The sequence below is a fragment of the Streptomyces sp. NPDC058664 genome (genome assembly GCF_042716635.1).
Lineage (GTDB): Bacteria > Actinomycetota > Actinomycetes > Streptomycetales > Streptomycetaceae > Streptomyces.
The window spans coordinates 1-23,279 of the sequence record NZ_JBHXRW010000052.1 but is presented as its reverse complement, the minus strand read 5'-3'; the positions used below and the strand labels follow the sequence as shown (position 1 = coordinate 23,279).

27 protein-coding genes, 1 tRNA gene and 1 pseudogene are annotated in these 23,279 nt (G+C 69.6%); 12 read left to right on the top strand and 17 right to left on the bottom strand.

Features of this window, described 5'->3' with window-relative positions; translation table 11 throughout:
* Positions 1–6: 6 nt before the first annotated feature.
* Entirely contained in the window at positions 7–414 is a 408-nt protein-coding gene (locus ACFWUY_RS31570) for a hypothetical protein (protein ID WP_384117715.1), read from the bottom strand.
* Between the two features lie 607 nt (positions 415–1,021).
* On the opposite strand from ACFWUY_RS31570, the gene ACFWUY_RS31565 reads away from it, so the two are divergent.
* Positions 1,022–1,345, top strand: a complete 324-nt coding sequence (locus ACFWUY_RS31565; RefSeq protein ID WP_384117712.1) for a hypothetical protein — start codon at positions 1,022–1,024, stop codon at positions 1,343–1,345.
* A 271-nt stretch (positions 1,346–1,616) separates the two neighbouring features.
* On the opposite strand, the gene ACFWUY_RS31560 is transcribed toward ACFWUY_RS31565, so the two are convergent.
* Positions 1,617–2,249: an endonuclease domain-containing protein gene (locus ACFWUY_RS31560; protein WP_384117710.1), complete on the bottom strand. Its 633-nt coding sequence runs from the start codon at positions 2,247–2,249 to the stop codon at positions 1,617–1,619.
* Between the two features lie 850 nt (positions 2,250–3,099).
* On the bottom strand, positions 3,100–3,657 hold the full coding sequence (locus ACFWUY_RS31555) for a DUF6193 family natural product biosynthesis protein (RefSeq protein ID WP_384117707.1): 558 nt from the start codon (positions 3,655–3,657) through the stop codon (positions 3,100–3,102).
* Positions 3,658–4,001: 344 nt separating this feature from the next.
* Between ACFWUY_RS31555 and ACFWUY_RS31550 the strand changes: the two genes are divergently transcribed.
* The 4 genes and pseudogenes from ACFWUY_RS31550 (at position 4,002) to ACFWUY_RS31535 (ending at position 6,682) form a co-directional block, all read left to right on the top strand.
* Positions 4,002–4,328: an aminotransferase class III-fold pyridoxal phosphate-dependent enzyme gene (locus tag ACFWUY_RS31550; protein ID WP_384117704.1), complete on the top strand. Its 327-nt coding sequence runs from the start codon at positions 4,002–4,004 to the stop codon at positions 4,326–4,328.
* Between the two features lie 71 nt (positions 4,329–4,399).
* Positions 4,400–5,074 (top strand): LysE family translocator, encoded by a 675-nt coding sequence (locus ACFWUY_RS31545; RefSeq protein WP_384117701.1) that lies wholly within the window; start codon positions 4,400–4,402, stop codon positions 5,072–5,074.
* Positions 5,075–5,696: 622 nt separating this feature from the next.
* Positions 5,697–6,064, top strand: a pseudogene (locus ACFWUY_RS31540) (DUF6415 family natural product biosynthesis protein).
* Positions 6,065–6,289: 225 nt separating this feature from the next.
* On the top strand, positions 6,290–6,682 hold the full coding sequence (locus ACFWUY_RS31535; protein ID WP_384117698.1) for a hypothetical protein: 393 nt from the start codon (positions 6,290–6,292) through the stop codon (positions 6,680–6,682).
* A gap of 65 nt (positions 6,683–6,747) precedes the next feature.
* Here ACFWUY_RS31535 and ACFWUY_RS31530 read toward each other — a convergent pair whose 3' ends face one another.
* Together ACFWUY_RS31530 and ACFWUY_RS31525 are read right to left on the bottom strand one after the other, a co-directional pair.
* The gene (locus ACFWUY_RS31530; protein WP_384117695.1) at positions 6,748–7,137 is read right to left on the bottom strand and encodes a hypothetical protein; all 390 of its coding nucleotides are present in this window, start codon (positions 7,135–7,137) and stop codon (positions 6,748–6,750) included.
* Positions 7,138–7,324: 187 nt separating this feature from the next.
* Positions 7,325–7,522: a hypothetical protein gene (locus ACFWUY_RS31525; RefSeq protein ID WP_384117692.1), complete on the bottom strand. Its 198-nt coding sequence runs from the start codon at positions 7,520–7,522 to the stop codon at positions 7,325–7,327.
* A 147-nt stretch (positions 7,523–7,669) separates the two neighbouring features.
* Here ACFWUY_RS31525 and ACFWUY_RS31520 point away from each other — a divergent pair, with 147 nt between their 5' ends.
* Positions 7,670–8,032, top strand: coding sequence for a hypothetical protein (locus ACFWUY_RS31520; protein ID WP_384117689.1), 363 nt, complete (start codon positions 7,670–7,672; stop codon positions 8,030–8,032).
* 435 nt (positions 8,033–8,467) lie between these two features.
* On the opposite strand, the gene ACFWUY_RS31515 is transcribed toward ACFWUY_RS31520, so the two are convergent.
* Both ACFWUY_RS31515 and ACFWUY_RS31510 read right to left on the bottom strand, forming a co-directional pair.
* Positions 8,468–8,552: transfer RNA gene (locus ACFWUY_RS31515), tRNA-OTHER, on the bottom strand.
* A gap of 88 nt (positions 8,553–8,640) precedes the next feature.
* Positions 8,641–8,796 carry a hypothetical protein gene (locus ACFWUY_RS31510; RefSeq protein ID WP_384117686.1) on the bottom strand — a complete coding sequence of 52 codons (156 nt, stop codon included), beginning with the start codon at positions 8,794–8,796 and terminating at the stop codon, positions 8,641–8,643.
* A gap of 231 nt (positions 8,797–9,027) precedes the next feature.
* Between ACFWUY_RS31510 and ACFWUY_RS31505 the strand changes: the two genes are divergently transcribed.
* From ACFWUY_RS31505 to ACFWUY_RS31495, 3 genes are all read left to right on the top strand, one after another.
* On the top strand, positions 9,028–9,423 hold the full coding sequence (locus ACFWUY_RS31505) for a MerR family transcriptional regulator (protein ID WP_384117683.1): 396 nt from the start codon (positions 9,028–9,030) through the stop codon (positions 9,421–9,423).
* A gap of 148 nt (positions 9,424–9,571) precedes the next feature.
* Entirely contained in the window at positions 9,572–10,453 is an 882-nt protein-coding gene (locus tag ACFWUY_RS31500) for an NADP-dependent oxidoreductase (RefSeq protein ID WP_384117679.1), read from the top strand.
* Between the two features lie 1,076 nt (positions 10,454–11,529).
* Positions 11,530–12,354: an IS5 family transposase gene (locus ACFWUY_RS31495; protein ID WP_384117676.1), complete on the top strand. Its 825-nt coding sequence runs from the start codon at positions 11,530–11,532 to the stop codon at positions 12,352–12,354.
* Positions 12,355–12,435: 81 nt separating this feature from the next.
* Here ACFWUY_RS31495 and ACFWUY_RS31490 read toward each other — a convergent pair whose 3' ends face one another.
* The 6 genes from ACFWUY_RS31490 to ACFWUY_RS31465 all read right to left on the bottom strand — a co-directional run bounded on the left by ACFWUY_RS31490 (position 12,436) and on the right by ACFWUY_RS31465 (position 17,099).
* A complete protein-coding gene (locus ACFWUY_RS31490; protein ID WP_384117673.1) occupies positions 12,436–13,182 on the bottom strand; it encodes a phosphotransferase family protein in 747 nt (248 codons plus the stop codon).
* A gap of 136 nt (positions 13,183–13,318) precedes the next feature.
* Entirely contained in the window at positions 13,319–13,516 is a 198-nt protein-coding gene (locus ACFWUY_RS31485; protein ID WP_384117669.1) for a DUF3140 domain-containing protein, read from the bottom strand.
* Entirely contained in the window at positions 13,513–13,740 is a 228-nt protein-coding gene (locus ACFWUY_RS31480) for a DUF2945 domain-containing protein (RefSeq protein ID WP_384117666.1), read from the bottom strand. Before ACFWUY_RS31480 ends, ACFWUY_RS31485 begins: the two co-directional genes overlap by 4 nt.
* Positions 13,741–14,409: 669 nt before the next feature.
* A complete protein-coding gene (locus ACFWUY_RS31475) occupies positions 14,410–15,441 on the bottom strand; it encodes an NAD(P)/FAD-dependent oxidoreductase (RefSeq protein WP_384117663.1) in 1,032 nt (343 codons plus the stop codon).
* On the bottom strand, positions 15,438–15,953 hold the full coding sequence (locus tag ACFWUY_RS31470) for an isoprenylcysteine carboxyl methyltransferase family protein (protein WP_384117660.1): 516 nt from the start codon (positions 15,951–15,953) through the stop codon (positions 15,438–15,440). Before ACFWUY_RS31470 ends, ACFWUY_RS31475 begins: the two co-directional genes overlap by 4 nt.
* Positions 15,954–15,962: 9 nt before the next feature.
* Positions 15,963–17,099 carry a type III polyketide synthase gene (locus tag ACFWUY_RS31465; protein ID WP_384117658.1) on the bottom strand — a complete coding sequence of 379 codons (1,137 nt, stop codon included), beginning with the start codon at positions 17,097–17,099 and terminating at the stop codon, positions 15,963–15,965.
* 46 nt (positions 17,100–17,145) lie between these two features.
* On the opposite strand from ACFWUY_RS31465, the gene ACFWUY_RS31460 reads away from it, so the two are divergent.
* Complete coding sequence (locus tag ACFWUY_RS31460; RefSeq protein WP_384117655.1) at positions 17,146–18,006, top strand: UbiA family prenyltransferase; 861 nt, start codon at positions 17,146–17,148, stop codon at positions 18,004–18,006.
* A 189-nt stretch (positions 18,007–18,195) separates the two neighbouring features.
* Here the strand turns inward: ACFWUY_RS31460 and ACFWUY_RS31455 are convergent, their stop codons facing one another.
* From ACFWUY_RS31455 to ACFWUY_RS31445, 3 genes are all read right to left on the bottom strand, one after another.
* Positions 18,196–19,170: an SDR family NAD(P)-dependent oxidoreductase gene (locus ACFWUY_RS31455; protein WP_384117652.1), complete on the bottom strand. Its 975-nt coding sequence runs from the start codon at positions 19,168–19,170 to the stop codon at positions 18,196–18,198.
* 388 nt (positions 19,171–19,558) lie between these two features.
* Positions 19,559–19,816, bottom strand: a complete 258-nt coding sequence (locus ACFWUY_RS31450) for an HU family DNA-binding protein (RefSeq protein ID WP_384117649.1) — start codon at positions 19,814–19,816, stop codon at positions 19,559–19,561.
* A 133-nt stretch (positions 19,817–19,949) separates the two neighbouring features.
* Entirely contained in the window at positions 19,950–20,555 is a 606-nt protein-coding gene (locus ACFWUY_RS31445) for a hypothetical protein (RefSeq protein ID WP_384117646.1), read from the bottom strand.
* A gap of 447 nt (positions 20,556–21,002) precedes the next feature.
* Between ACFWUY_RS31445 and ACFWUY_RS31440 the strand changes: the two genes are divergently transcribed.
* Both ACFWUY_RS31440 and ACFWUY_RS31435 read left to right on the top strand, forming a co-directional pair.
* Positions 21,003–21,275 carry a hypothetical protein gene (locus tag ACFWUY_RS31440; protein ID WP_384117643.1) on the top strand — a complete coding sequence of 91 codons (273 nt, stop codon included), beginning with the start codon at positions 21,003–21,005 and terminating at the stop codon, positions 21,273–21,275.
* 99 nt (positions 21,276–21,374) lie between these two features.
* Positions 21,375–21,782, top strand: a complete 408-nt coding sequence (locus ACFWUY_RS31435) for a hypothetical protein (protein ID WP_384117640.1) — start codon at positions 21,375–21,377, stop codon at positions 21,780–21,782.
* Positions 21,783–22,276: 494 nt separating this feature from the next.
* Here the strand turns inward: ACFWUY_RS31435 and ACFWUY_RS31430 are convergent, their stop codons facing one another.
* Positions 22,277–22,975 (bottom strand): serine protease, encoded by a 699-nt coding sequence (locus tag ACFWUY_RS31430; protein ID WP_384117637.1) that lies wholly within the window; start codon positions 22,973–22,975, stop codon positions 22,277–22,279.
* Positions 22,976–23,279 lie beyond the last annotated feature (304 nt).

The window sequence follows — 23,279 nt, the reverse complement described above, 5'->3', positions numbered from 1 at the left end:
GGACACCTACGTCCAGCAGTCGCTGGCCACAATCTGGCGTGCGTACTGGTCCTCCGGGCCGATGTCTTCAACTACCTTCTGGGCTTCTTGCACCCGACCCGTCTCGCACATCAGTCGAACAAGGACATAGAGGGCGCCACGGTCGCCGTCTTCGGCGCGGTCACACAGCGCCGCCTCCATACCCCGCTCCCGAAGCGATCTGTTAAGCCTTCGACGTGCGTGGCTATCCGTGAGGGCGCGCTCCGTAAGTTCTGAAATCCGTTCCGCTCGGGCCAGCAGATCCATGTGCCACAGATGGTTGTCGTGCATGTCTGGATCGTCGGAGAAGCACTCGGCGTGGAAGCTCACCAGCGCGATCGCCTCGTCCCAATCTTGAAGCTGTTCCGCAGCCCGAGCTCGCTCCAACCAGTCCACAAGGCGAGTATCGCCTGTGGCTCCACCGGACAGCGCCTTTCGAAGTAACCGCTGATGAGCGCCCTTCAAGACAAGGCACGGTCAAATGCTCACGAACCGCCCTCTAAAGCGCAGCGCAGAAGGTCTTATCCGGGCAGGCCAGGGCGAGTCTGTGCCGACGTGAGCCAGATCGAAAGGACGAAGCGGCGCTGGCGATGGTGTTCAAGCTCGTCGAGTCCGCCCAGGCCGCTGGCGCGCGATCACCGGTGCCCACCTGGTGCCCCTTGTCCGCACCGGGCCCGGTTCGAGAACGGCGTCCTGGTCTAGTGTCAGCAGCAGGCCGCGTGACGCGAAAAGCAGCCGCACAGATCTGGTGCAGCGATGCGACACTGCCCCTATGACCAGGCCAGAGCTCTCCGAACTCGACTACCTGCGGGAGATCGAACGGCTTGCCAAGGCAGTCGCCTCCGCAGCTGCCGGCGAGCATTGGTACACCGGCGGAACCGAAGGTGAGAGACCGCTCCAACGCAGTGTCAACGCTCTGGGAAGGGCGCTGCTGCACTACCACTTCCCCCTGGATGGGTGCTTGGAGGAGGAGGCAGAGCGCCCACAGGTTCCCCTCGCTGCCGTGGCCATCATCCGCCCCGAGGCCATGCCTATCAACACCGACGAGACCTACCCGCATGCCTGTGCTCGACTGGGAGTGGAAGCACGCCCCGAAGGGCGGGCGCTGTGGGACACCTGGGTCAACGGCAACGCGAAGGTCACCATGGTCGTCTCCGCCGTGGACACCACCGAGGGCCTCCTCGCCAACTGGGCCAAAGGCAGAGACCTGCTTCCCGTCATGCCTCTGCCCTCCCAGATCGCCCAGGTCCACGTCGGCTGGACCGGCTGGGCGTCGATCTTCTCCCCCTACGGCAAGAGGAAACTCGGCCTCAACGGGCAGCCGTGATCCACAGGTGTTGACTGTTGCTCTCCCCGATGGCAATAACCTTTTACCGTATCGATCGGCAGACCGGCAGCGAAGGCTGATCGGACAGAACGCGACGGTCCGTTGCCCGGGCCCCGTTTCAGGCACTCTTGGTGACAAGCAGTGCGCAGATCTTGTGACGTGCACTGCGCCGCAGGACTCTGCTGCGCATTTCTCCGGGGGTGCGGGGTGAGCGTGTCGGGAGCCGGCAGCTGCGAGGTGACGGTGGTGTGTCAGGTCTCCCGGTGTCCGCTCAGAACAGTTCTAGGTCCTCGCCGCTGGTGTCCGCGACGACTGGCCGGGACTGGGCAGGGAGGCCGTCCAGGCGGTCAGGACCGGCCGCGGCGGCCACGGCAGGGGCCGTCTCGGCCAACCAGACACGAAACCGCTCGGCGGCTTCGCGGTAGGGGACTCGCGCCAGGACACGGTGCTCGCCGGAGGGGCAGAAGTCGACGGTGACAGTGAGCAGGCAGGAACGGGGCGCGTTCTGGCTGCCTGTCCAGGACACTCGCAGGACACCGCAGGGCTTGCGTCCGCGCGGGGCGCGGTGGGTCGGGCGCAGGGATCGGCAGGATATGAGGGCGGTCCATGCGGCGAGGTGTGGCAGGGGCAGGGTGGTGCGTGCGCGGCAGCCGGGGCAGCGGTGCCAGTGGCGGAGCCAGTTTTCGGTGTCGGTGTGGAAGAGGCGTGTGTAGCGGTTCGCCACGCGGATGTCGTTGCTGTACAGGTGGTCGGGGCGTTCCTGTGTGTTGCAGGACTGGCAGACGGGGGCGCGGACGTAGCCGTGTTCGTGGCAGTGGTCGAGCACGGTGGCGGGCGCGGTGCCGCAGACGGCGCACGCCCACCCGGCCACCCTGCGGGAGGTGCCGGGCTTTCTGCTGAGCACCGAGTACAGCTGGCCTTCCAGCTCTCTGTTGTATGGGCGCAGTGAGGCGGTGGGACCCTCGGGGCCCGTCTTCTGTCGACCGTCGGCGTCTTGGGTCTGCCGGGGAGGGGAGGGCGGCTCGGTGACGGCTGTGTTTGCCTGGCGGGTCCGCGCGGCTTGCACCCACTGTGTTTCGGCGTGCTCGGCCGCGTCCAGCAGCCTGACCACAGCGCGCGGCAGCCACCACGTGCGCTGCCTCCCGTCGAGGGTCTGCTCCACGAGTATCTGTCGCCAGTCGATCCCCGCCAGATGGTACGGCCGGCCGACGTCACGTCGCGCTGCCCGCCCGGGGCCGCGCAGCTCCTGCAGTTTCCCCGTGATGCGCTGGCGCCAACGCAGTGGCGTTTCTTCGTCGCACGCCTGGCTCGGTGATCCACGAAACGGACCGATGCGGACCAGGTCCTGCCGGTCCATCCCCACCGCGTTCAGTTCCGCGGCCGCCCGGCGCACCTCAGCCTCCGAAACACTCCACTGCCCGTCGCTCGCCCTCACCATCGCCACCGCATGGCTGCCGAGCAGGACGTACCCCGACCGGGCACGGGCAGGAGAGCAGGTGAACGCCCCAGAAGCCGTCGGCACAGCACTGTCGGCCGTCAAATCGACCCACAGAGCGTCCGCGGCAACCAGGGTGATCAGGCCGTCCGTGCGACCAGGTATGACACGCTCCGACATACCGACAGGCTAGCGGCCTGCAACGCGGCAACGGGTCCCGAGCGCCTCGGACGACCGGGCCGCCGTCCGCACCTCCATATTCCTGAGCATCCGGTTCGTCGGTACCTCGTGCCCCTAACTTGGGCTTTACCCTTCGTGTCTACTGCGTTGTTGCCGCATGGGCTGCGAGTTCTTCGGGGGCGCCCAGGAAGATGGGACCGCAGTCTGCTCGCAGGTGCTGAACCACCATGGCGATGGCGTTCTGTGCTGTAGCTGCAGGACCCACCGTCTCGCCGCGGAGCGGGCCAGAGACCCAATAGGTGCCGTCGCTGGCGGGCTGGATGTAGGGAATGCCCCAGGTCCACCGCTGTTCCGTGCAGCGACTGAAGTGGATTTCCCCCATCCCGGTCCAGGGGAACAGCTGACGCAAGCGAGGTTCGGCGTAGGCCGCTTCCAACAGTTCAGGCCGTACGCGTCCATCGTCACGTACTGCCTGCCAGCCCGTTTCAACGGCGGCCATGCGGGCCTCCCAGTCGGTGCCGGTCGACCGCTTGTCCTGGCAGCCGGTGCAGCCGTCCTCCCCGTGGATGTGGCCGGCCACCCAGGCGTTGACGGCGACGTTGACGATGACGCTGTACAGGTCGGCGCCGCTCTCCTCCAGGGCATCGGGCACACCCCCGAGAATGAGCGCCAGCTCCGGGTTGTCGGCCGGAGGCATCGGAGCGCGCCCCACCTGTCCGGGCGCGCTGCTGCTCTCGGCCTTGTGCCGCTGTTCGGCGTGCCGGCCGCGAGGCGGCCGGGTCGAAGTACCGCCAGGCGGAGGGTTCCTGAATCCCGAGCCGCTCGGCGCGCACATGAGTACCGCGGACTGACCGTCGGGGACTACGCGGGGTCGCTGGGCCAAGCGGCATCATCTGCCTGTCCAGTCCATCAGCGGGTACGGGATGCCCATGACCCTCACGCTGATGCGCCCCGAGTACGACGTGTGGAGCCCGGGCGAGTACAACGGCACCTTCCGGGGGCTGCAACCCCGCCTTCGTCACCGCCGCCCGGGCCCTGGAGGTGCACTGGTCGGACGGGGCCCTCGCCGCCCGCACCGCGGCGCTCGGCGAGCGGATACGCCGCTGCCTCACCGAGACCGCACAGCGCCACGGGCTGAGCGCTCCGCGCGGGCGGGGCCTGGCCTGGGGTTTTCCGATGGACCGCCCGGGCGCCGCCCGCGACGTGTGCGACGCCGCCTTCAGGGCGGGACTGCTGCTGGAGACCGCCGGCCCGCAGGACGAGGTGGTCGAGCTGCTGCCCCCACTCTCCGTGGCGGAAGGGCAGCTGGAGCAGGGCCTGGAGATACTCGACGAGGCCGTCGCCGGCGACCGCGCCCTGGTGACCTGACCCGGCACCACGGCCCGATTAGAAGCAGGAACCCCGAGCAGCCGAGCACGGGGCGAACGAACGGAGTACGGATGTCGGTCGACCTCATCGGCTTCCTCGGCGTGGTGCTGGTGGCCTACGTCGTCCCGGGGCCGGACTTCCTGGTGGTGGTCCGCTCGGCGGCCGAACACCCGTCGAAGGGGCGGGCGGCGGCACTGGGAGCCCAGGCCGGGCTGTGCGTGCACATGCTCGCCGCCGCCATTGGCCTTTCAGTGGTCGCCACCCGCTCGCCTCTCGTCTACGACGCCATCAAGCTCCTGGGCGCCGCGTACCTCGTCTACCTCGGCGTACGCGCGGTGCTCGCCGCCCGACGGGCCGCCCGGGAGCGCGCCGCGGGGCGGACACGCCAGGGCGAGGAGCCGTACGCGGCCGAACAGGCACCTGCGGGAGAGGCGCAGTCGGGCGGCGCGCGATGGCGCTCCGGTTTCGTCCAGGGGTTCTTCACCAACGTGCTCAACCCCAAGGCGGCCCTGTTCTTCCTCAGCATCCTGCCGCAGTTCGTCAGCGACGGCGGCTCGACGACCCGGCAGATCTTCTTCCTCGGCATCCTGGACATCCTGATCGGAGTCGCCTTCTGGTTCGTCCTGGTAGCCGTCGCAGCCCAGCTGCGCGCCCTGCTGGCCCGTCCGAAGATCCGCCACCGCTGGGATCTGACGACGGGCTGGCTGTTCATCGCCATTGGCATCGGCGTCGCCGCGATCGCCTGACCCGACACTTCCGAAGCCGGTCCGAGACGTCCCGGTCGCCCGCGCCGACCAAGTCGCCGCTCCGGGCTTGGAGGCGACGTGAGGCAGTGGCGAGCGGACACCGCGGTGGTGAACGCAACGGCAACTGCTCCTCGGGCGGCACGACCTTCTTCCAGCCCGTGACCGAGGCACTGAGGGCCTACCGGGCGACGATCGGCTGATCCGGGCCTCCCGACCGGTCCCTCTCTCCGCGGCAGGACAGTAGATGCCCAAATCGGCGCCTGTCCGGACAACCGGGATCGGTCATCCGGACGAAGCACGTCTCGACCACCTGGCCTGCACGGACACCGTCCGGACACAGGAGCAACCACGCTCGGACTCAACGTCCGCAGGACAGCGGTGACACCCCACGCCTCGTCCTCGAAGTCGGACAGCTCGCAATGGCGGTAAGCCGCTGCCTACTCCTTGGGCCACCCCTTCTCACGAACCCCTTCCGTTGACCACCTGGCCATCATCCGATAGACGCCCACGATCTCCAGTCCCGTAGACCGGACCGTGCCACGCGCGACCTAGCGATCCACAAACCACCGCGTCCGGTCCGGATCGGCTATCTCCTTCAACACCGTCTCGATAAGAGACAGAACTGATCGAGGCGGAGCTCCCGCTGGACCGCGAACCGTACGAGAGCCTCGTCAAGGCCGTCCTCGCCTGGACCGGCGAGGACACCCTCACCGCCCGCGACCTGGAGCAGATCGCCCTCCAGCTGACCGGCCACGCCCGCGCGCTCGCCTCCGACGTACGGCGCCGTGCCGACCAGCTGCCGAAGAGCAGCGGCCCCTGGGCGCTTGCCGACGTCGTCCTGCGGAGGCGGAAGGGCGGCTGTCCGCGACGCTGGAGGGCACCATGCGCTGCTTCCAGGACCGCGCCCGCCTCGTTCGCGCTCTCTACGAACGGCTGGACCGCGTGGAGGCCGCGCTCGCCCCGGAGAGGATTGTACCGAGCGGGGGCTGAACCGTGGGCTGGACGGCTGCTTCCAGCTGCTTCGTCAGCGTGTCGAGTGCCTTCCTCGCCTCACCCGACAAGTCGCTGACCTGGCGCAGAGCATCTTCCTGGGCGTCGGCGGGTTTGCTGACCGTTCCAGCGGAGGAGGCCTGGACCGGCTCCCGCCTCGGATACCGTGTTGCTCTACGGGGTGCCATAACGGATGTGGCGCCCCCCACCGGAGGTAGTCAGCGTATGAGTTCAAAGCGCAGCAAGAATCCAGCCCTGCCCGTACTTGACGACGCATTCCGACTCGAGTCGGTCAAGGGCGCCGAAGAGTCCACCCGTGACTTGGCCGCGCGGCTGGCCACCACCGAGCTGCGCCGTGTTTCCCACCCGGGCCGGGTCACCTGGGAGCCCACCGATCAGGCCGAGCCCGTACCGGTCCCGCCGACTGTGGTCGACGGTGACGGGGACCTGTGGCTGCGGGACCGGGGCACTGGCACCTGGACCATGCCCGAGTTCAACCCGAAGGAGTTTCCGGCCCGCTGTGGCGAGGTTCTGACGTGGAACGAGCTCGCCTGCGAGTTCGGCCCGCTGACCGCACTGGCCGACGACCGCCGCATCGGCGGCGGCCGGCGTCGCTGACCGCGCAGCCTTCTGGGATGACCGCGCCCCTGAAGCGCCCGTTACGGGTAGCTGGGAGCTCCAGCTCACCGCCGAGCTCGACGATGGCGGCGAGCAGGTGAGCGTGGTGGTGGCGTGCGACGGCCTCGAGCAGCGTGGTGCGGGGCCTGGCGCCACCCGATGTCCTCGGTGCGGCCGGCGTCGGTGGACCAGCCGGGTAGCGGTCGGCCTTCAGTTGCCGTGGTGAGCGCGCGGCCCAGCTCGCCGATCGACTGCTGCCAGTCGGCCAACTGCCCGAGCAGGCCGCGCACCAGCTCGTCGACGGCGGCCGCCGGGCCGGCTCCGAAGGCCCGCGCTTCGGCGGCGGCCTCGGCGAGGACGTCTTCGTCCAGGTCCTCGAGGGCCTCACGCCACCGAGCGGCCGCAGCGTCGAAAGCGTCCAGGGCGACACGTCCAGTGCAAACACCGCCGCGCATCGCGCTCTGACCTGCGGTGATGTCTCGGATAGAGGTTCGTGGAATCGGTGTTGCACCTCGCGTTGCAGGCCCGCGCCATGTCCGGGCGGAGCCGCCGCCGACAGCACGAGGCCCCGGGCGATGACGCCCGGGGCCTCTCGGTGCACTTCGCTCGACCGTCCTGTTCAACGACCAGCCGCAGCCGGTGTCACGCCCAGTCCACGCCCAGCGCCGCGATTGCGGCGAGCTGTTCTTGGTCGAGCTTGTTGCGCCTGGATTTGGTGTGGGAGATCCATACGCCGAGCTTGACGGTCACCGGCTCCGCCTCGCCGTCGACCGTGATCTCCTCCCCATGAGCCCTCGGGACCGGCCGGTGGGCGCCTTCCCGCTCCACCCACTGCGTCATGCCGCGGGTGTGTAGCGGACGACTGCGTCCTCGCGCGGTCGGTCGCCTCCTGCCCCACCCCGGCCCGTTGAGCCGAGGCGACCTCTTCCGATCCGATGTCGGGTGACTGCCTGACAGGTGAGGGACAAGTCCGATAGATCTTTACCCGTGAACGACTCCACGCCCGAGGACGGCGAGCCCACATCCTTGACCGAGAAGGCGAAGGCCTTGTGCAGGAAGCACAAGGGGAAGCTCATCGCCGTCGGCACCACTGCCCTGGTCGTCGCCGTGGTCATCAAGAAGGCCATGGAGCAGAACGCTCAGGACACCGAGGACGTCAAAGACAGCTGGGACGCCGAGGACAGTGGATCAGATTCTGACTCGGACGAGCGGCGGAAGTCCCCCGTCGAGCACGAGGTAAGTGACCACACGAGGACCCTTCGTGACGGGCGTGTCATCCCCATCCGGCGTCACAAGCGAGGCGGCGCTTCCGACGACGGCAACGAAGGCCCTGGCGAAGCCGCAGCCTGAATGACCGCCGCGGCCGCTGGCGGCGATCCATTCCGCTGGGCCTAGGGATGCAAGGTAGCCGTCGGGTCCGACAACGCTTGGTCAGCTGGGGTCGGCCCATAGGGGTGGTAACCGTTGACTGAGGCGTCGTCGAACCCGTCAAGGTCGGAGTGCGTGCTGTCGTTCGTCCGGGTCATCGACGTCCGGGAGCGGTGGACCGATGGCTGGTGCCCGCTACGGTGAACTGTGGGTGAGCCGACTGGTCGTTGGAACGCCCCCTGTGTGCCCCCATACCTCGGTGCGGGGGCACAGTGTGTTCCCGGCCTGGGCCACGGAGCGGGGCGCGATCCCGCGGGCGCGGTCGCACGGGGCCCGTCCGGGTGCTTCGCCGAGGAATTCGGCAGACAACGATCTCGTCTGTCGCGGCGGGCGCGCCGATGGTGGCCCGCGAGGGGCAGCCGCCGCCGGGATTCGAACCCGGGTTTCCGACTCCGGGCGAACCGGTGGCCGGTGTCCTTGGCCGCTGGACGACGAGGGCTGCGGCGAGCAGCTTACGGGGCTGGGTCGTGACGGCCGCAGCGGGACCGGTGCTGGCCGGGTTGTCCTTCGTCGGTCTTGGTGGCGGGTGGTCACAGCATCTGCTGGATCCAGTAGCCGAGCAGGCCGGTGAGGGTCAGGCCGGTGCCGTAGCTCAGGCCGCGGATGAAGTGCCGGAAGGCGGTGTGGCCGCGGCGTCGTCGGGGGCGGGGGTGTGCGGGGCTGGGGGCCGGGGTGTGGGTGGTCATGGTCGGGGGTCCTTCCTGGTGTGGGAATGGCGAAGGGAGCCCTCCGGGCGGGTGGTGCCCGGAGGGCTCCCTTCGTGGCGGTAGAGGTACGGGTGTGGGTCAGCGGGTGGTGAACTCGCGCAGGCGCTCGACGAGGCGCCGGTCGGGCGGGCCGGTGATGCCGTCGTTGTCGGCGAGGCTCACGGCTGTGGACGGCAGGGGTAACGCTTTCGCGGTCGTAGGCTCTCAAGGATGCGGATAGGCGAGTTGTCACAGCGCACGGGCGCGAGTCCGCGCTCACTGCGGTACTACGAAGACCAGGGACTGCTGACCAGCTCACGCTCCGACGCGGGGCAGCGTCACTATTCCGATGCCGCGGTCCAGCGCGTGTCGCTCATCCGGCAGCTGTTCGACGCGGGGATGTCCAGCCGGGTGATCGCGACTGTGCTGCCGTGTGTGGACATCCCGGATGACCTGGGCGTCGCCGAGGAGACGTTCACGGCGATGCTGCGCGAGCGCGACCGGATCGACGCCGACATCGCGCACCTGATCGAGACCCGGGATGCACTCGACGTGCTGATCAGGGCCAACAGCAGGCACCGGGCGGAGCTTTCCGCGGTCCCGCAATCGGTGGCGCAGTCGACCTGATGCTGTGACCTGCGTCTCAGCCGGTTGCCCCTGACATCAATGTCAGCAGTGAGGATGGCGACAGCACCCGGAGCCACCGGGTTGGTCATACGAGAGGCGGCTGAAGATGGGGCAGGCATGGGGTTTTCACAGGTATGGCGGGCCCGGGGTGCAGGAGTTCTTCGATCGTCCCGATCCCGTACCCGGTCGAGGTGAGGTGCTGATCCGGGTCGATGCCGCCGGCGTGAATCCCCTCGACCACCTTCTGCGCTCAGGTCTGGTCGACGGGCTCGACGGCGGGCGTCCGTTTCCCCGCGTGCTGGGCATGGAGGCTGCCGGAACCGTTCTCGCCCGGGGCGAGGACGTCGACGGGCTCGAGGTGGGCGACTCCGTCTTCGGCTTCGCACTGACCGGTGGCGGCACCTACGCCGAGACGACGGTGCTGTCCGCACCGAACACCGCGCGCATCCCGGCGGGTCTGTCCACGACCGTGGCGGCAACGCTGCCAGTGGCCGGGACGACCGCGGTGGACGTGCTCGACCAACTCGGCCTCCCGGCCGGCGCCACAGTCCTGGTCAACGGGGTCGGGGGCGGGGTCGGCCTCGCCGTCGCCCGACTGGCGATCGGGCGCGAGCTGCGCGTGATCGGCACCGGAAGTGCGGCCAAACGCGAGCACGCCGAGGGCATCGGGGTGCGGTTCATCGACTACACCGCCGAGGACGTCGCCGCGGCGGCACGCGAGCTGGTTCCGGGCGGTTTCGACGGGATCGTCGACCTGGTCGGAGGCACCTCGCTGCGGATGGTCGCACCGCTGGCTCGGGATCCCCGCAACGTCATTGCTGTGGGTGATACGTCTGTGCCCGATCTCGGTGGGCGTTTCGTCGAGCGTCGCGTCGACCGCGAGAACCTGGAGCGGTCGGCCCGGCTGGCCCTCGACGGAGTCCTCGCACCCGTAATCACGGCGGTCCATCCGTTCTCCGAAGCCCCGGCCGCCCTCGCCGCCGTCGAGAACGGTCATGCCTCGGGCAAGGTTGTCATCAAGGTGGCATGAGAAGTGCCCGGTTGCCGGACGCCGCCGACGGTCCTTGCGGGCTGACGAGAACTCTTGGTCAGCGCATCATCAACCGTGCGGCGGCTGCAGTGTGCTGGGCGTCGTCGTTGAAGGCGAGGTGGGGCAGGGCGCGTGTCAGGTGGGGGAGCGGGATGCGGGCCAGGGCGGCTAGGCCCTGTGTCGAAAGTGAGCCCTTTCCAATCTGGCATCCGCACTGGTCAGCGGACTGTCGTTGATCGGCTACCCGAGTCCAGCACGGGCTCCTGGCCAGGTCTTCAGCAGTTGATTGGCGCCTCCGGGGAGCTGCCGCGGGGTCCTCCCGACTGGCAGGTGCTTCAGGTTGGAAAAGGCTCAGTACAGCCACAATGCTGCGGCGGTCCGCAGTGCAGTGGCCAGGCCTTCGGGAGTGGTGGGGATAGGGGTGTGCGAGGACGTTGGTGAGGGCTTTGGTCAGATAGGTCTTTGATCATCTGCGCGGATGTTCCCTCAGGTCGCGTCACGTCATCGTGGCCGTGTCCTTCGCAGGAACTCCGCAGGAATGGGGAGGAACGCATGTTTGACAGAGTCTCCGCCCGGCGGTCGGCGCCCTCAGCCATGGCAACAGCCATGGCAGGGGTGCTGATCGCCGGGCTGGCGACCGGGCAGGCCGCCGCGCAGCCAGCGTCGCTCCTGTCCGCATCAACCACCGTACGTTCGGCAGCCGACAGCGCCGCACCAGTGCCGTCGGCCGTCGGTGGCCGAAAGCCCGCCCAGCTGCCGGCGATGCCGGCGACGCCCCAGCGTTCAAAGCCGGTGTGGCCGAAGTCCGGCACGGTGACCATAAGCGTGTCGGGCTCCGCTCGCAGAGCCGGAACGCTGCCGGTCACCCTGGCGCGCTCGGCACCGCAGGGGCGCGTGGGCACGGCTGCCACACGGGAGCGGCGCGGGACCCAGCGGGTTGAGGTCGAAATGTTGCCCCGCGCGAAAGCGGACGAGGCTGGGCTTACGACTCCTAACAAAAGGAGACTTCTGAACCTTCAGGAATGATGGTGTGTCAGTCCTCGTTGATGCTGGTCGAAGGGGGTGAGCCAGTCGAGATGAGGAAGACCGCTGCCAGACCGTGGGAGATCGACGACGAGTTGTGGGCGCGCATCGAGCCGTTGCTGCCTGTTGTCCCGCGTAATCCGCGGCGCCCCGGTCGTAAGCGTCTGGATAGTCGCAGGGTGCTGTGCGGGATCCTGTTCGTGCTGTACACCGGGATCCGCTGGGAGTTTCTGCCCCAGGAGCTGGGCTTTGGCTCGGGGATGACCTGCTGGCGACGGCTGCGGGACTGGAACGAGGCCGGGGTCTGGCAGCGCCTGCACGAGCTGCTGCTCTCCGAGTTGCGGGCCGCAGACCTGCTGGACTTCTCCCGCGCCGCGGTCGACTCCAGCCACATCCGCGCGATGAAGGGCGGGCCGGCCATCGGCCCGTCCCCGGTGGACCGGGGCAAGGCCGGCAGCAAGCACCACCTGATCGTCGAGGCGCACGGCATCCCGGTCGCCGCGATCACTACCGGCGGCAACCGAAACGACGTCACCCAACTGATCCCACTGATCCAGGCCGTCCCGCCGATCCGCGGCGAGCGCGGCCAGCCACTGCGCCGCCCCAAGCACCTGTACGCCGACCGCGGCTATGACCACGAGGTCTACCGGGACAAGGTCCGCCGGTTCCAAATCACCCCGCACATTGCCCGACGCGGTACCGGGCACGGCTCTGGCCTGGGCGTGTACCGCTGGGTCGTGGAAGGAGCGATCGCGCTGCTGCACTGGTTCCGCCGCCTGCGTATCCGCTGGGAGATCCGCGACGACATTCACCACGCGTTCGTCACCCTCGGCTGCGCCGTCATCTGCTGGCGACGACTGCGCACCACACTTGGTTGAGCGTGAGGGCGGGAGATCACCGGAGGGGACAACCTGCTCGATGCGTCAGAACGCATACGGAGCAGTCATATCCGCGCAGTCTCACATCCGGGATCTCAGCACGTCGGCCTCACAGCCTGGTGCGAACGGGTCGAAGCCGTGCTCGATCAGCCAGCGAACTGCCAGCAGGCTGCGCAACGACCACCAGGCGTGGATCACGTCGAGGTCAATGCCGGTGCCGTAGCCGGCGAGGACGTCGTCGAGGTGCTCCTCGTGTCCGAGGGTGAAGGTGGCGAGGTCGTACAGAGCATCACCCTGGCCCGCCTCGGACCAGTCGATAATGCCCGTCACCTCGTCGCCGTCGACGAAGACGTGCGCGATCTGCAGGTCACCGTGCGTGAACGCCGGAGTCCACGGCCGGAGCGCGGCCTCGGCGACCCGACGGTTACGGGTAACCAGGTCAGCGGGCAGGAGGCCATTCGTCACGAGCAACTCGCACTCGTCGTCGAGTTCCGCCGCCAGCGCGACGACGTTCCGGCCCGCCCGGCCGGGCCGGGGCGGCAACGGCGCGTCGTGCAGCTTCCGGATTGCGGCGCCCGCCGCGGCCCACGCCGCCGGCGACCCGGTCGACGGGCCGCCGAGGCGCCCAAGCGTCGTCCCCGGGAGCGCAGCGATTGCGAGCACGGGCGGCTTGCGCCACAGGACCTCCGGGGTCGGGACCGGTGCGAGGGACATCGCCTCGATCTCGACGTCGATGCGTGCCTGATCGGCGTCCACCTTCAGGAACACGTCGCCGACGCGCAGGGTCGCGCGCTCGGAATGGGCGACGACGACTTCGACCTCATCCATGGACGACGAGTATCCCGGAGGTGATCACCGGCGTCGCCAGATTTATCGCATGCGATTACACAGCCGGGCGCGTCCCGCTACCCGACAGCCTCATGCGCGACACTGACCCCTGACCAGGCCAAGCCCCGTACTTTTGTTAGGAATCCTTAGCGTGCAGGAGTTCGACGATCCGCCGTCCGGAAGCGTGACCGATGCTCTCGCCGTCGTTCTCGCTCTGCCCGACGCTTTTCGACTCGTCCGTCTCCAGCCACTTCTCCAGCTTGCCGGCGGACACGTTGACCGCCTCTTCGAACTCCTCGATGTTCTGGTTCCGGCTGTCGTCCTGCTTGGTCATGACTTCTTGCCCTTGTCGTCGAGTGCACCGGGCTTGTGGACCGCGGAGCGGCCGGTCTTGTCGCTCTCCACCTCGTACTGCGGTTCCTCCTCCGAGGCGTCAACGGTGCGACCGGCGGCTTCGGTGCGCTCGGTGATCTTGCGTTTGACCTTGCCGGTGACCGTCTGCCCGTGGCTCTTCCACGTGACTTCGTCTCCCTTTTCGATCTTCTTTCCCTTGGACATCGGGTCCTCTTTCTCTGCGGAACCGGGTCGGCAGCGAGGTGTGCCGCCGGACGCGCGTTCAGACGGCTCAGATCAGGGCAGCGCGGCGGGCGACGGAGAAGGCCGCCGGTGAACGCGGCCAGGGCGGTGCCGAGGCCGCCTCCGCTGTTCTCCGGGTGCGGCGCGGACGAAGCGTGATCGCTCAGCGAGTGCAAGCGTCCCTGGAGGAGGGCGATGACGCCGTCGCTGTCGTGGGCGGACATGCCCGCGACGGTGTACCGAAGGGCGGACCCAGAAGCCACGGCCGTGCCTTTCTCCTGCCGGCAAGGGAAGACGTCTCCTCAGCAAGCAACCACCGGATCGGTCCCTCTGCCCGTCGAAGACCGCCGTACGGTCCCGTCCCCGGCCCGCACGCCGTGCGGGACGCGTCGGCACGGGGGACTCGTGGTCTCCCGTGGAGAGGCGATCGGAGGCTCCGCTGTTCGGCACACTCGCGCCGCGAGCCCGTCCGGCACGACGCCCTCCGCCCGGTGACGGCCGAACGAGGTGGCCCACCAGAGATGCCGACCCGCCGGAGATGCCTCATCCGGGCGCCGTCGCCCCGCTCGGCCGGCACAGCGGAGTGAAGGCGAGCGCCTCCGAGGCCGGGCGCCCGGGTACCGGAGGCGCTCCTCGCAGAGTGGCGGAACCTCATGCCAGGACGTTCACCACCGCCGTGAAGACGCTTGGCATGCGCGCGGCCGCGGGCACGACGAGCGGTGCGAGTACCCGCTGCTGCCGCACCCGTACCAGAAGTTCCGTCAGGAGCCGGTGGCGGCGGGTCGCGCGGTTCCAGTCGCTCTCGTAGCGGTCCGGCGTGCCACGGCGCACGTTGTCGACCAGGGCTCCGGCACCGGTGAGGGCCAGGGAGATCCCCTCACCGGTCAGCGCGTCGACGTATCCGGCGGCGTCGCCCACGAGCAGGACCCGCCCATGGAACCGGGTGCGCGCTTTCTGGCGCAGCGGTCCCGCGCCCCGCACCGCGGTGACGGCCCTTTCCGCGGGAAGGCGGGCGGCGAGTTCGGGGAAGCGCTCCAGTTGCGCGCCGAAAGGGGCCCGCCGGTCCGTCAGCAGTGCGATGCCGACGAGCTGGGGACCGAGCGGGGTGACGTAGGCCTCGCCGTGCCGTCCGCAGTGCACCTCGACGTACGGGGACCACGGGGGCACGGCGTAATGACGCCGCAGCCCGTACCTGGGCCTTTGGGGCGATCCGGCGCACAGGCCGAGGGAGCGGCGTACCGGTGAGTGCAGACCGTCCGCGGCCACCAGCCACTTGGCGCGCAGACCCGTGCCGGGCAGGGTCACACCGGTGGTGTCCTGCCGCACTTCCCCGACCCGCAGGGGCAGTACGGGAACGCCCGCCGCGAGGACGGCCCCGTGCAGGACGTCGTGCAGGCCGGTGCGCCGTACGCCGAGGCCGGGGCCGCGCCGGAACGCGGCCTGGACCTGACGGGACCCCTGCACGTAGCGGATGCCTGCGAGGGGATGGCCCGGGATCTCCAGACCGAGCGAGGTGAGGGTCCGGACGGCGCCGGGCATCAGACCTTCGCCGCACGCCTTGTCAACCGGTGCGCGGCGGGGCTCGGCCACGACGGTGTCGAAACCGGCGCGCGCGGCGTACAGAGCCGTCGCCAGACCGGCGGGACCGCCTCCGACGATGATCAGGTCGTGTGCGCGGCTCACGCGTGCACCACCCGGGTGAGGGCCGCGTTCTCGCAACGGAGACGGACCGTGAGCAGCACCGCGTTAGCCGTGCTGAACACCGCCGCGGTCAGCCATGAGGAGTGGACCAGGGGCAGAGCGGCGACCTCCACCACGACGGCGACGTAGTTGGGGTGACGTACGAAGCGATACGGGCCGGTACCGATGGGACGCGTCCCGGGAACGACGATGACACGCGTGTTCCAGTACGGCCCGAGGGTGGCGATGCACCACCAGCGCAGCGCCTGGGACAGGAGGACCAGCGTCAGCATCGGCCATGCCAGACCGGGCAGGAAGGGCCGGTGGGCCAGGACGGGTTCGAGGAGGCAGCAGACCAGCAGGGCCGTGTGCAGGACGACCATGACCGGGTAGTGGCCGCGGCCGTGCTCGACACCGGCCCGGGCGAGGGTCCAGGCCGTGTTGCGCCGGGCCACGACCAGTTCGACGACGCGTTCGGCGGCCACGCCGAGGACGAGAAGCACATACCAGAACATGACAGCCCCTCACCAGCGCAGCAGGACGAACTCGGAGCAGAAGCCGGGGCCCATCGCCATCAGCAGGCCCCACGTACCGGGCTCGGGACGCCGGGATCCGCGGTGGTCCTGCAGGACGTGCAGCACAGAGGCCGAGGACATGTTCCCCACGGCCGCGAGCGAGCGCCGCGCGCTGTCGAGGGCGTCGTCGGGCAGGCCGAGGACGTCGGTCACGGCGGACAGCACCTTGGGGCCGCCCGGATGGCACACCCAGGTCCCGATGTCGCCGGTGGTGAGATCGTGTTCGGCCAGGAAGGCACGCAGGGGCTGCCCGAGGTGCTCCCGCACGATACGGGGGATGCCGGCGTCGATCACGACCCGGAACCCGGCGGCTCCGATGTCCCAGCCCATGAGGTGCCCGGTTCCCGGATAGAGATGGCTGCGCGTGGCGATCACCGTCGGCCCGCTCCCGTCCCGTCCTGCGGCCGCGCGGCCGCGCGCGACGAGTGCCGCCGCGCCGTCGCCGAACAGGGCCCCGGCCACGAGGTTGGCGTGGGAGTCGTCGCGCCGCTGGAGCGTCAGCGAGCACAGCTCGACGGTGAGCAGCACAGCGGTGTCACCGGGGTGCCCGCGCAGGTAGTCGTGCAACCGGGCGAGACCGGCGGCACCCGCCACGCATCCCAGACCGAACACCGGAAGCCGTTTGACGTCGGGCCGCAGCCCCAGGCGGCCGACCAAACGGGCGTCGAGCGAAGGAGTGGCCACGCCGGTGACGGAGTTGCACACCAGCAGGTCGACATCGGCCGGTTCAAGCCCCGCTTCTCGCAGCGCACCGGTGACGGCTTCCTCGCCCAGGTCGAGTCCGGCCGCGATCCAGGCGTCGTTGGACCGTCCGAAGTCCCCGAGCCCGGCATACCGCTCGATCGGCAGGGCCAGGTGGCGCGCACGCACACCGGTGGACACGTGCAGGCGGCGCAGCAGGACGCGGTCGGCCCCCGGAGCCAGACACAGGTCGCCGATCGGCTCGGTCAGGTCGTCCTGGGCGTAGCGGTGCGGCGGCAGCGCGGTGTGGACGGCGGCGATCGTGGTCGCCGCGACAGGTGGGACCGACCGGCCCGGAGCGGCGGAGGGGGAGGTGGCATCGTCGGTGATCACAGAGACACGCATGGCGGTGATGCCTACCTCGTTCCGGACACCTGATTACCCTGCGCATGTGTCTTTGCACCCGTCCGAGGTCTCTCCGCGTACGCCACCCCGTGTCCCGGTCCTGCTGCGCTCCTGCCATCTGGAGCCGGCGCTCGCCGTGACGGTGTTCGTGACCGCGCTGGCCGTGGCGGGGGGCCGGGGCGCGGCGGGGACGGCCCTGGTGTTCGGGGCGGTGCTGGCCGGTCAGCTCTCGGTCGGCTGGTGCAACGACGCGGCTGACGCGCGACGCGACACGGTCTGCGGGCGCCGCGACAAGCCGGTGGCCACCGGCGAACTCCCCTCCAGGACTGTGGCCGTCGCGGCCGGGGCGGCCCTGGGCCTGTGCGTGCCGCTGTCGCTGTCGAGCGGGGTGGCCGCGGGAGCGGTGCATCTGGGGGGCGTGGCGGCGGGCTGGGCCTACAACCTGGGACTCAAACGCACGGTGCTCTCACCCCTGCCCTATGCCGTGGGGTTCGGCTCCCTGCCCGCCTTCGTCACCCTCGGCCCTCCGTCGCCGTCCTGGCCCGCCTGGTGGGCCGTGACGGCGGGTGCACTGCTGGGTGTGGGGGCGCACGTGGTCAACGTCCTTCCGGACATCGAGGACGATCTCGCGACCGGTGTGGACGGGCTGCCGCAGCGACTCGGTCGTACGGCCTGCCGGTGGTCGGCGCCGTTCGTGATGCTGGCGGCCGTGGGGGTCGTCGTCGGGGGACCGCCCGGAGCGGTGAGCGTCCCGGGCCGGGTCCTAGCAGCGGTGGCCGGGTCCGTCGCGGTCCTGGGCACGGCGCTGCCGTCGGCGGCCGGGAGCCGATGGCCGTTCCGGGCGGCGGTCGTGGTGGCGGGCACGGCCGTGACGCTGCTCCTGCTGAGCGGCTCAGACATGGCCTGACCCCGGGCCCCGGGCCAGGAAGCAGACCGAGGCCCCGCGGCACGGCCGGAAGGGTGACCGGCAGGTACGTTCCGTTCGACGGAGCCCCTGTCGCCCCGGTCGGCGGACAACGCCGTCTCCCGCCCGCCTTCCACGCCACCGGGCGGGCCGGCGTGTCCACAGGGCGATGACGGACGCCGCCCGTCACGGTCACCGTCGTCGGCCGAGAGCCTTCACCGCGACCGCGAGTGCCGCCAGGCCCGCGGTCGCCACCGCCAGAGCTTGGCCGATGAGACGGTGGTCGTGCCGACGCCATCCGTCGTCGACGGCGCACGGCAGGGGATCGGGAGCGAACACGGTGCCGTCGTGCGAGGAGACCGGGGCACCCCGCACGGCGAACACGTTCACCACGCGCCCGATGAGACGGTCGTACAGGCCGGGCGCGAGCCGGTGCGCCCAGACACCGACACGCTGTGTCTGTCCGACGACGATCTCGCGCCGAGGGCGGTCGATGGCGCGTACCACCGCGGCCACCACCCGTTCCGGGGACGTCACAGGCGGCAGCGGCCGGATCCGGCGGCCGACGTAGTTCGCGGCATGCCGGTAGATCGGCGTGTCGACCGCGCCCGGCAGAACCGTGCACACAGAGATGGCGGGAACATCCCGCAACTCCTGACGCAGCACCTCGGAGAAACCTAGCAAGCCCCATTTCGAGGTGACATACGGTGCGACGTAGGGGGACGAGAGCCGTCCGTACAGGGATCCGATGTTGATGAGCACTCCATGGCCCTGGGACCTGAACTGCGGCAGCACCGCCCGGGCCGCGTGGACCTGGCCGAACAGAGTGGTGTCCACGATCTGCCGGAACACAGGGCTGGGAGTGTCCTCGAACAGGCCGTAGCTCCACACGGCCGCGGCGTTCACCCAGGCGTCGATGCGCCCGAACCTTCCGACGGCGCGCCGGACCAGGACCTGGACGGCCGCTTCGTCGCTGACGTCGGTCGGGACGACCAGCACCCGCCCTCCCCGCTGCTCGCACTCCCCGGCGACCGCGGTGAGGGCCCGCTCGGTACGGGCCGCCAGCACGACGTCGGCCCCTCGGGCGGCGAGAGCCTGCGCCACCCCGCGGCCGATGCCGCTGGAGGCCCCGGTGACGACCACCACCGGCCGGACCGGCCGGTTCACGGCGCCCCGCTGATCCGGTGGGCCGTAACGGCCCGGCCGCCGATGGCCGACCGCGAGCCCTTGGCCGGCCGGGATGAGCGGAGTGGCCGTGGACGGGACGGATGGTGAGATCCGGTCAGGTGCTCCAAATACATGATCACTTTCGGTCCGACCTGTACGAGTGTGATGGTCCGGAGGACGGCGAACGGGATGCTGGTGACGTCGGTGACGTCGGTGACGTCGGTGACGTCGGTGACGTCGGTGACGTCGGTGACGTCGGTGATCAGGTGGCGCCTGCTGCCCGCCCGGCCCCGGCCGACAGGGCTTCGCCCCGTCTCAGGCCCCCTCCGGCACCCGAGTTCAGCCCGACGCGATCCGACCGCCGCGGAGATCATTGCCTGAGGAGTTCTCAGCGCACGGTGCCGTTGACGTACTCGTCGAGGGCCTGGCCCGGTCGCAGTGTGGGACGCGATTCTTCGAGGTGGAAGTCGCCGAAGCCGATCACGGTGACTGTTTCGCCCTGCTTGAGGCCCTCAGCGATCGTTCCGGGGAATGCCACTGTGCCGAACAGTGCATCGACCACTCGTTCCACCTCGTCCGGTGGCAGCTGCGCACCTGTTTCCGCGGTCTTGTGGACGGTGGCTTCGATCAACGCGTTCTTGTCCATAGGGATCCTTCAGGGCAACGGTGGGTGTGGGCCCACGTCAGAGATCTCGGCGGACGGCTGGCTCCGCCGACTGGGAGTGAGGGGAAGAAGGCTGGAGCAGGACGGCTCCGGGCACGCTCGTATACGCGAACGGTCAGTGCGTCAGGTGCCAGCCGGGACCCGTCGGCATGTGCGGCATGTGCGGTGCCATCGAACGGGCACGCTGCCACATGCCGGTCATCTGCTCGGTCGGGCGCTGTTGTTCGCCGTGCAGGGCGTTGAGGACGACCAGGCAGCCGGTCAGGGCGGGTACCGCCCACTGGACACGGGAGAGGTGGCGCTGGGCCTTGTCGGTGTCGATGGGATGCCTGGCTGCCTTCTCGGCGTCCTCCGGATCGGAGGAGGCGGCGAGTTCGGTCTTCTTGCCAAGGACGCGGGCGTAGGCTGTGGCGGCCAGGGCGGCGCCGGTGACGATGGTTTTGGCGATGGTGGAGGCGGCCACGCCCTGCTGAGCGGCGACTCTGGGCGCGTTCACCACGAGCAGACCGCCGCTGCCGAACAGGTGCGCGCCGATGGCGGCCGCGCTGACGGGCATCCACTTCGACCAGCCGCTGCCGGCGATCCGAGCGCTGGTGGCCCACGTTCCGCCCTCGTCCCCGGCCGCGCCGTTGAGACCGACGGCGCCCATCAGGGAGCCGCCGAACCATGCGGCCAGCCCGACATCGTGCAGGCTGCGCATGAGGGTGTTGCGTTCGGACATGGAGGGCTCCTTCGCAGGCGGTCGGCCGAACCGACTGACTCGTCGGCGTACTTACCGTCACCCACCCGACTTCGGCCTGCCATCCCGGCTGGTACGAATGGAGCTGTCCAGACGTGGGTGCACGGCCGGAGCGATGCGGTCCGGGTGGAGAGCACCGCTCCGACGCCCGTAGCGACGATCCGCGGCCTCCCACCGTCCCTTCGCCGGACCGGTACGGGCGTCGGCCGGACAGCGGACCGACGCGACCGGATGACACCTCTCCGCTGGGACGCCGTGGTGTCCACCTGGCGAGCCGACGGGGGTGTACGAGCGGACGGGCGGTGGGCCGCCTCGTCGGACGAAGGCCGCAGTGGACCGTCCCTGCGCGCTGTCGGCCGACCGGGGGAGGGGACGGTGCGCCGCGGTAGAGCCGGGTGCATGGAGGGCGGAGACGCCTCTACCCCCCCCATGCACGGCCGCGCCCCAGCCGGAGGACTGAAGGCATACGCGGGCGCGGCCGCCATCACCCGGGCCTCAGGCAAACGCCGCTACGTCGGACGCCGGTTCGTCAAGAACAACCGGCTCAACCACGTCGGCCACCTGTGGGCCTTCGCGTCCCTCAGCGGCTCCACGGAGGCTGACGCCCACTACCGGCGCCGCAGGGCGGGAGGAGATTGGCACATGCAGGCTCTGCGGCACCTGTTCAACCGGATGCTCGGCCAGCTTCACCACTGTCTGTAGACCCGCACTCCCTTCGACGAGGCGGTGGCCTTTCCTCTCGGGGCAGTGCCGCTGCCCACCCAGGCGGTGTCGGACATCTGATCGACTACGCTCCTGGCGGTGACCAGTGAGTACCCGTACGCAGACCGCTTTCTCGGCGAGTTCAGGGAACTAAAGCATGGGAGTCCCCAAGGCCCCTCCCTGATTGCTGCCGTGCGCAGTGAAGGCGACCCGCATGAGGAGGACCTTGTGCGATACCTGCGTGCCGGCAGCGTGATCGCCGCGACTGGGTCAGCCGTTTACGACTTCCTCAGTCCGACCAACGAGCTCATCGATCGTCTCCACCTCCTTACCGACGGTGAATGGTTCTGGCACACCGACCTTGCTCACTACGTCGAGCGGTACCACGTTCCCGTCGATGACCGATTCGTCGCTCACGCACGCCACCGTGGATGGGTGCCTCCGCAGCTGAGTGACGACCAGCTCGTGCAGATCGCGGACACCTTCTTCCCTGAAGACGATGCATGAGCCATCCGACGCCATCACGGCAGAGCCGAACTTGACGGCTTAGCTGCATGAGGTGTCTTTCCCATGCGATAGCCGGGGGAAGAGGTGTCGTCCATCAGGGATCGGCCGGGGCGCTCGCGCCTGGTCCTCGCTGGCGTCGACCCGTAGCTCGACCGCGAGGTCCTCGCGCAGCAGGTCGCACGCGCGGCCTGGCTGCCGCGCAGGTCAAGGTGAACGTCGCACGGGCCCGCTCGACCATCGTCCGCAAGCCGCTCACCTCCAGGTCGGCCCCGACCAGTCAGCCGGGACACCTGCGCCAGACATCGGCCGATCCCAGGCGCGGCCCTCGAAAGGGACGCTGACCCGCCCGGGCCGGCCGCGGTAGCGCGGCCGGGCTCAGCGATGCTGCACTCATGCCCTTACCTGGGGAGTGCTCGCCCCGGGGACGAGCCGCGCTGCCACCGCCCGTCCCTGCCGTTACCCGTCCGGGCTCCCAGGCTGGGCTCGGCTGAGGGTCAGACGTTGTTGATCCAGTTCGTGTAGCTCGACACGTTGGTGTAGACGTCGGGCTGTCCCGGGCCTCCGCAGGACTGGCTGCCGGGAGTGGGCTTCGCTCCCCAGGAGATGATCCCCAGGACCGTGCGGCCGAGCGGACCGGCGACGGGGCCGCCGTCGTCACCCGCGCAGGCCCCCTGCCCCGCTGTGCCACCGCAGACCATGCCGTCGGTGACATCGGAGCCGTAGGCGTCCTGGCATGTGTGGTTGGAGATGAGCTGGACGCTGACCTTGCTGCGCGGGTTGGGGAAGGTAGCGCCCGGGTTGTTCGCGCCGTAGCCGACGACGAAGGCATTCCCGGAAGGTGGCGGGCCTTGAGGGGGCAGGAGGGCGGGCACGTTGACGGCGGGCAGGTCCCCGGCCAGGCGGAGGACGGCGATGTCGTTGGCGAGGTCGAGGGAGCTGTACTCGGGATGGATGATGACCTGGGCGAGCCTTTCGGTCTGCCCCCCCGAGGTCGGCTGCAGCGAGTCGGCCCGCACGGTGAGCCGGCCTGCCGGTACGCCGTCCACGCAGTGCGCGGCGGTGATGGCTTTGGACGGACCGATCAGGGTCGCTCCGCACAGGTAGGTGCCGTTGTTCAGCAGGGTCAGCGTGTAAGGGAACTGGCCGGCAGCGGCTGCCTGCCCTCCGACGACCGCGTTGGCGGGTGATGCCATGCCCGTGAACGCCATTGCCGCAGTGCCCGCCAGGGCCATCCGCCGGATCCATGTCTTGATCTTCAAGTTGACCCTGTCTCTCCGAACGTAACCGCACTGTCACTCCAAGCGATCGTTCCACGACTGCCCGTCACGTATCCAGCCGCTTGACCTGCGCCAGGCCGCGCCTTCAGGGACTGTACGAAGAACGGTGTAACTCCGATCATGGGAGAGTGCGCCTGTGACCAGCGAGAACATAGCCACGGCATCTGAGGTGGGGGCTGCGCCTGCAGCTGTGGATGACCAGTTCCTGAACGAGCTCGTG

Coding starts and splice junctions, on each gene's coding strand:
- ACFWUY_RS31495 (WP_384117676.1), top strand. CDS start 11,530: ATGAGGAAGACCGCTGCCAGACCGTGGGAGATCGACGACGAGTTGTGG.
- ACFWUY_RS31530 (WP_384117695.1), bottom strand. CDS start 7,137: ATGCGCGGCGGTGTTTGCACTGGACGTGTCGCCCTGGACGCTTTCGAC.
- ACFWUY_RS31555 (WP_384117707.1), bottom strand. CDS start 3,657: ATGCCTCCGGCCGACAACCCGGAGCTGGCGCTCATTCTCGGGGGTGTG.
- ACFWUY_RS31505 (WP_384117683.1), top strand. CDS start 9,028: ATGCGGATAGGCGAGTTGTCACAGCGCACGGGCGCGAGTCCGCGCTCA.
- ACFWUY_RS31535 (WP_384117698.1), top strand. CDS start 6,290: ATGAGTTCAAAGCGCAGCAAGAATCCAGCCCTGCCCGTACTTGACGAC.
- ACFWUY_RS31485 (WP_384117669.1), bottom strand. CDS start 13,516: ATGACCAAGCAGGACGACAGCCGGAACCAGAACATCGAGGAGTTCGAA.
- ACFWUY_RS31430 (WP_384117637.1), bottom strand. CDS start 22,975: ATGGCATCACCCGCCAACGCGGTCGTCGGAGGGCAGGCAGCCGCTGCC.
- ACFWUY_RS31490 (WP_384117673.1), bottom strand. CDS start 13,182: ATGGATGAGGTCGAAGTCGTCGTCGCCCATTCCGAGCGCGCGACCCTG.
- ACFWUY_RS31465 (WP_384117658.1), bottom strand. CDS start 17,099: ATGCGTGTCTCTGTGATCACCGACGATGCCACCTCCCCCTCCGCCGCT.
- ACFWUY_RS31480 (WP_384117666.1), bottom strand. CDS start 13,740: ATGTCCAAGGGAAAGAAGATCGAAAAGGGAGACGAAGTCACGTGGAAG.
- ACFWUY_RS31525 (WP_384117692.1), bottom strand. CDS start 7,522: ATGACGCAGTGGGTGGAGCGGGAAGGCGCCCACCGGCCGGTCCCGAGG.
- ACFWUY_RS31510 (WP_384117686.1), bottom strand. CDS start 8,796: ATGACCACCCACACCCCGGCCCCCAGCCCCGCACACCCCCGCCCCCGA.
- ACFWUY_RS31445 (WP_384117646.1), bottom strand. CDS start 20,555: ATGTCCGAACGCAACACCCTCATGCGCAGCCTGCACGATGTCGGGCTG.
- ACFWUY_RS31545 (WP_384117701.1), top strand. CDS start 4,400: ATGTCGGTCGACCTCATCGGCTTCCTCGGCGTGGTGCTGGTGGCCTAC.
- ACFWUY_RS31440 (WP_384117643.1), top strand. CDS start 21,003: ATGCACGGCCGCGCCCCAGCCGGAGGACTGAAGGCATACGCGGGCGCG.
- ACFWUY_RS31450 (WP_384117649.1), bottom strand. CDS start 19,816: ATGGACAAGAACGCGTTGATCGAAGCCACCGTCCACAAGACCGCGGAA.
- ACFWUY_RS31470 (WP_384117660.1), bottom strand. CDS start 15,953: ATGTTCTGGTATGTGCTTCTCGTCCTCGGCGTGGCCGCCGAACGCGTC.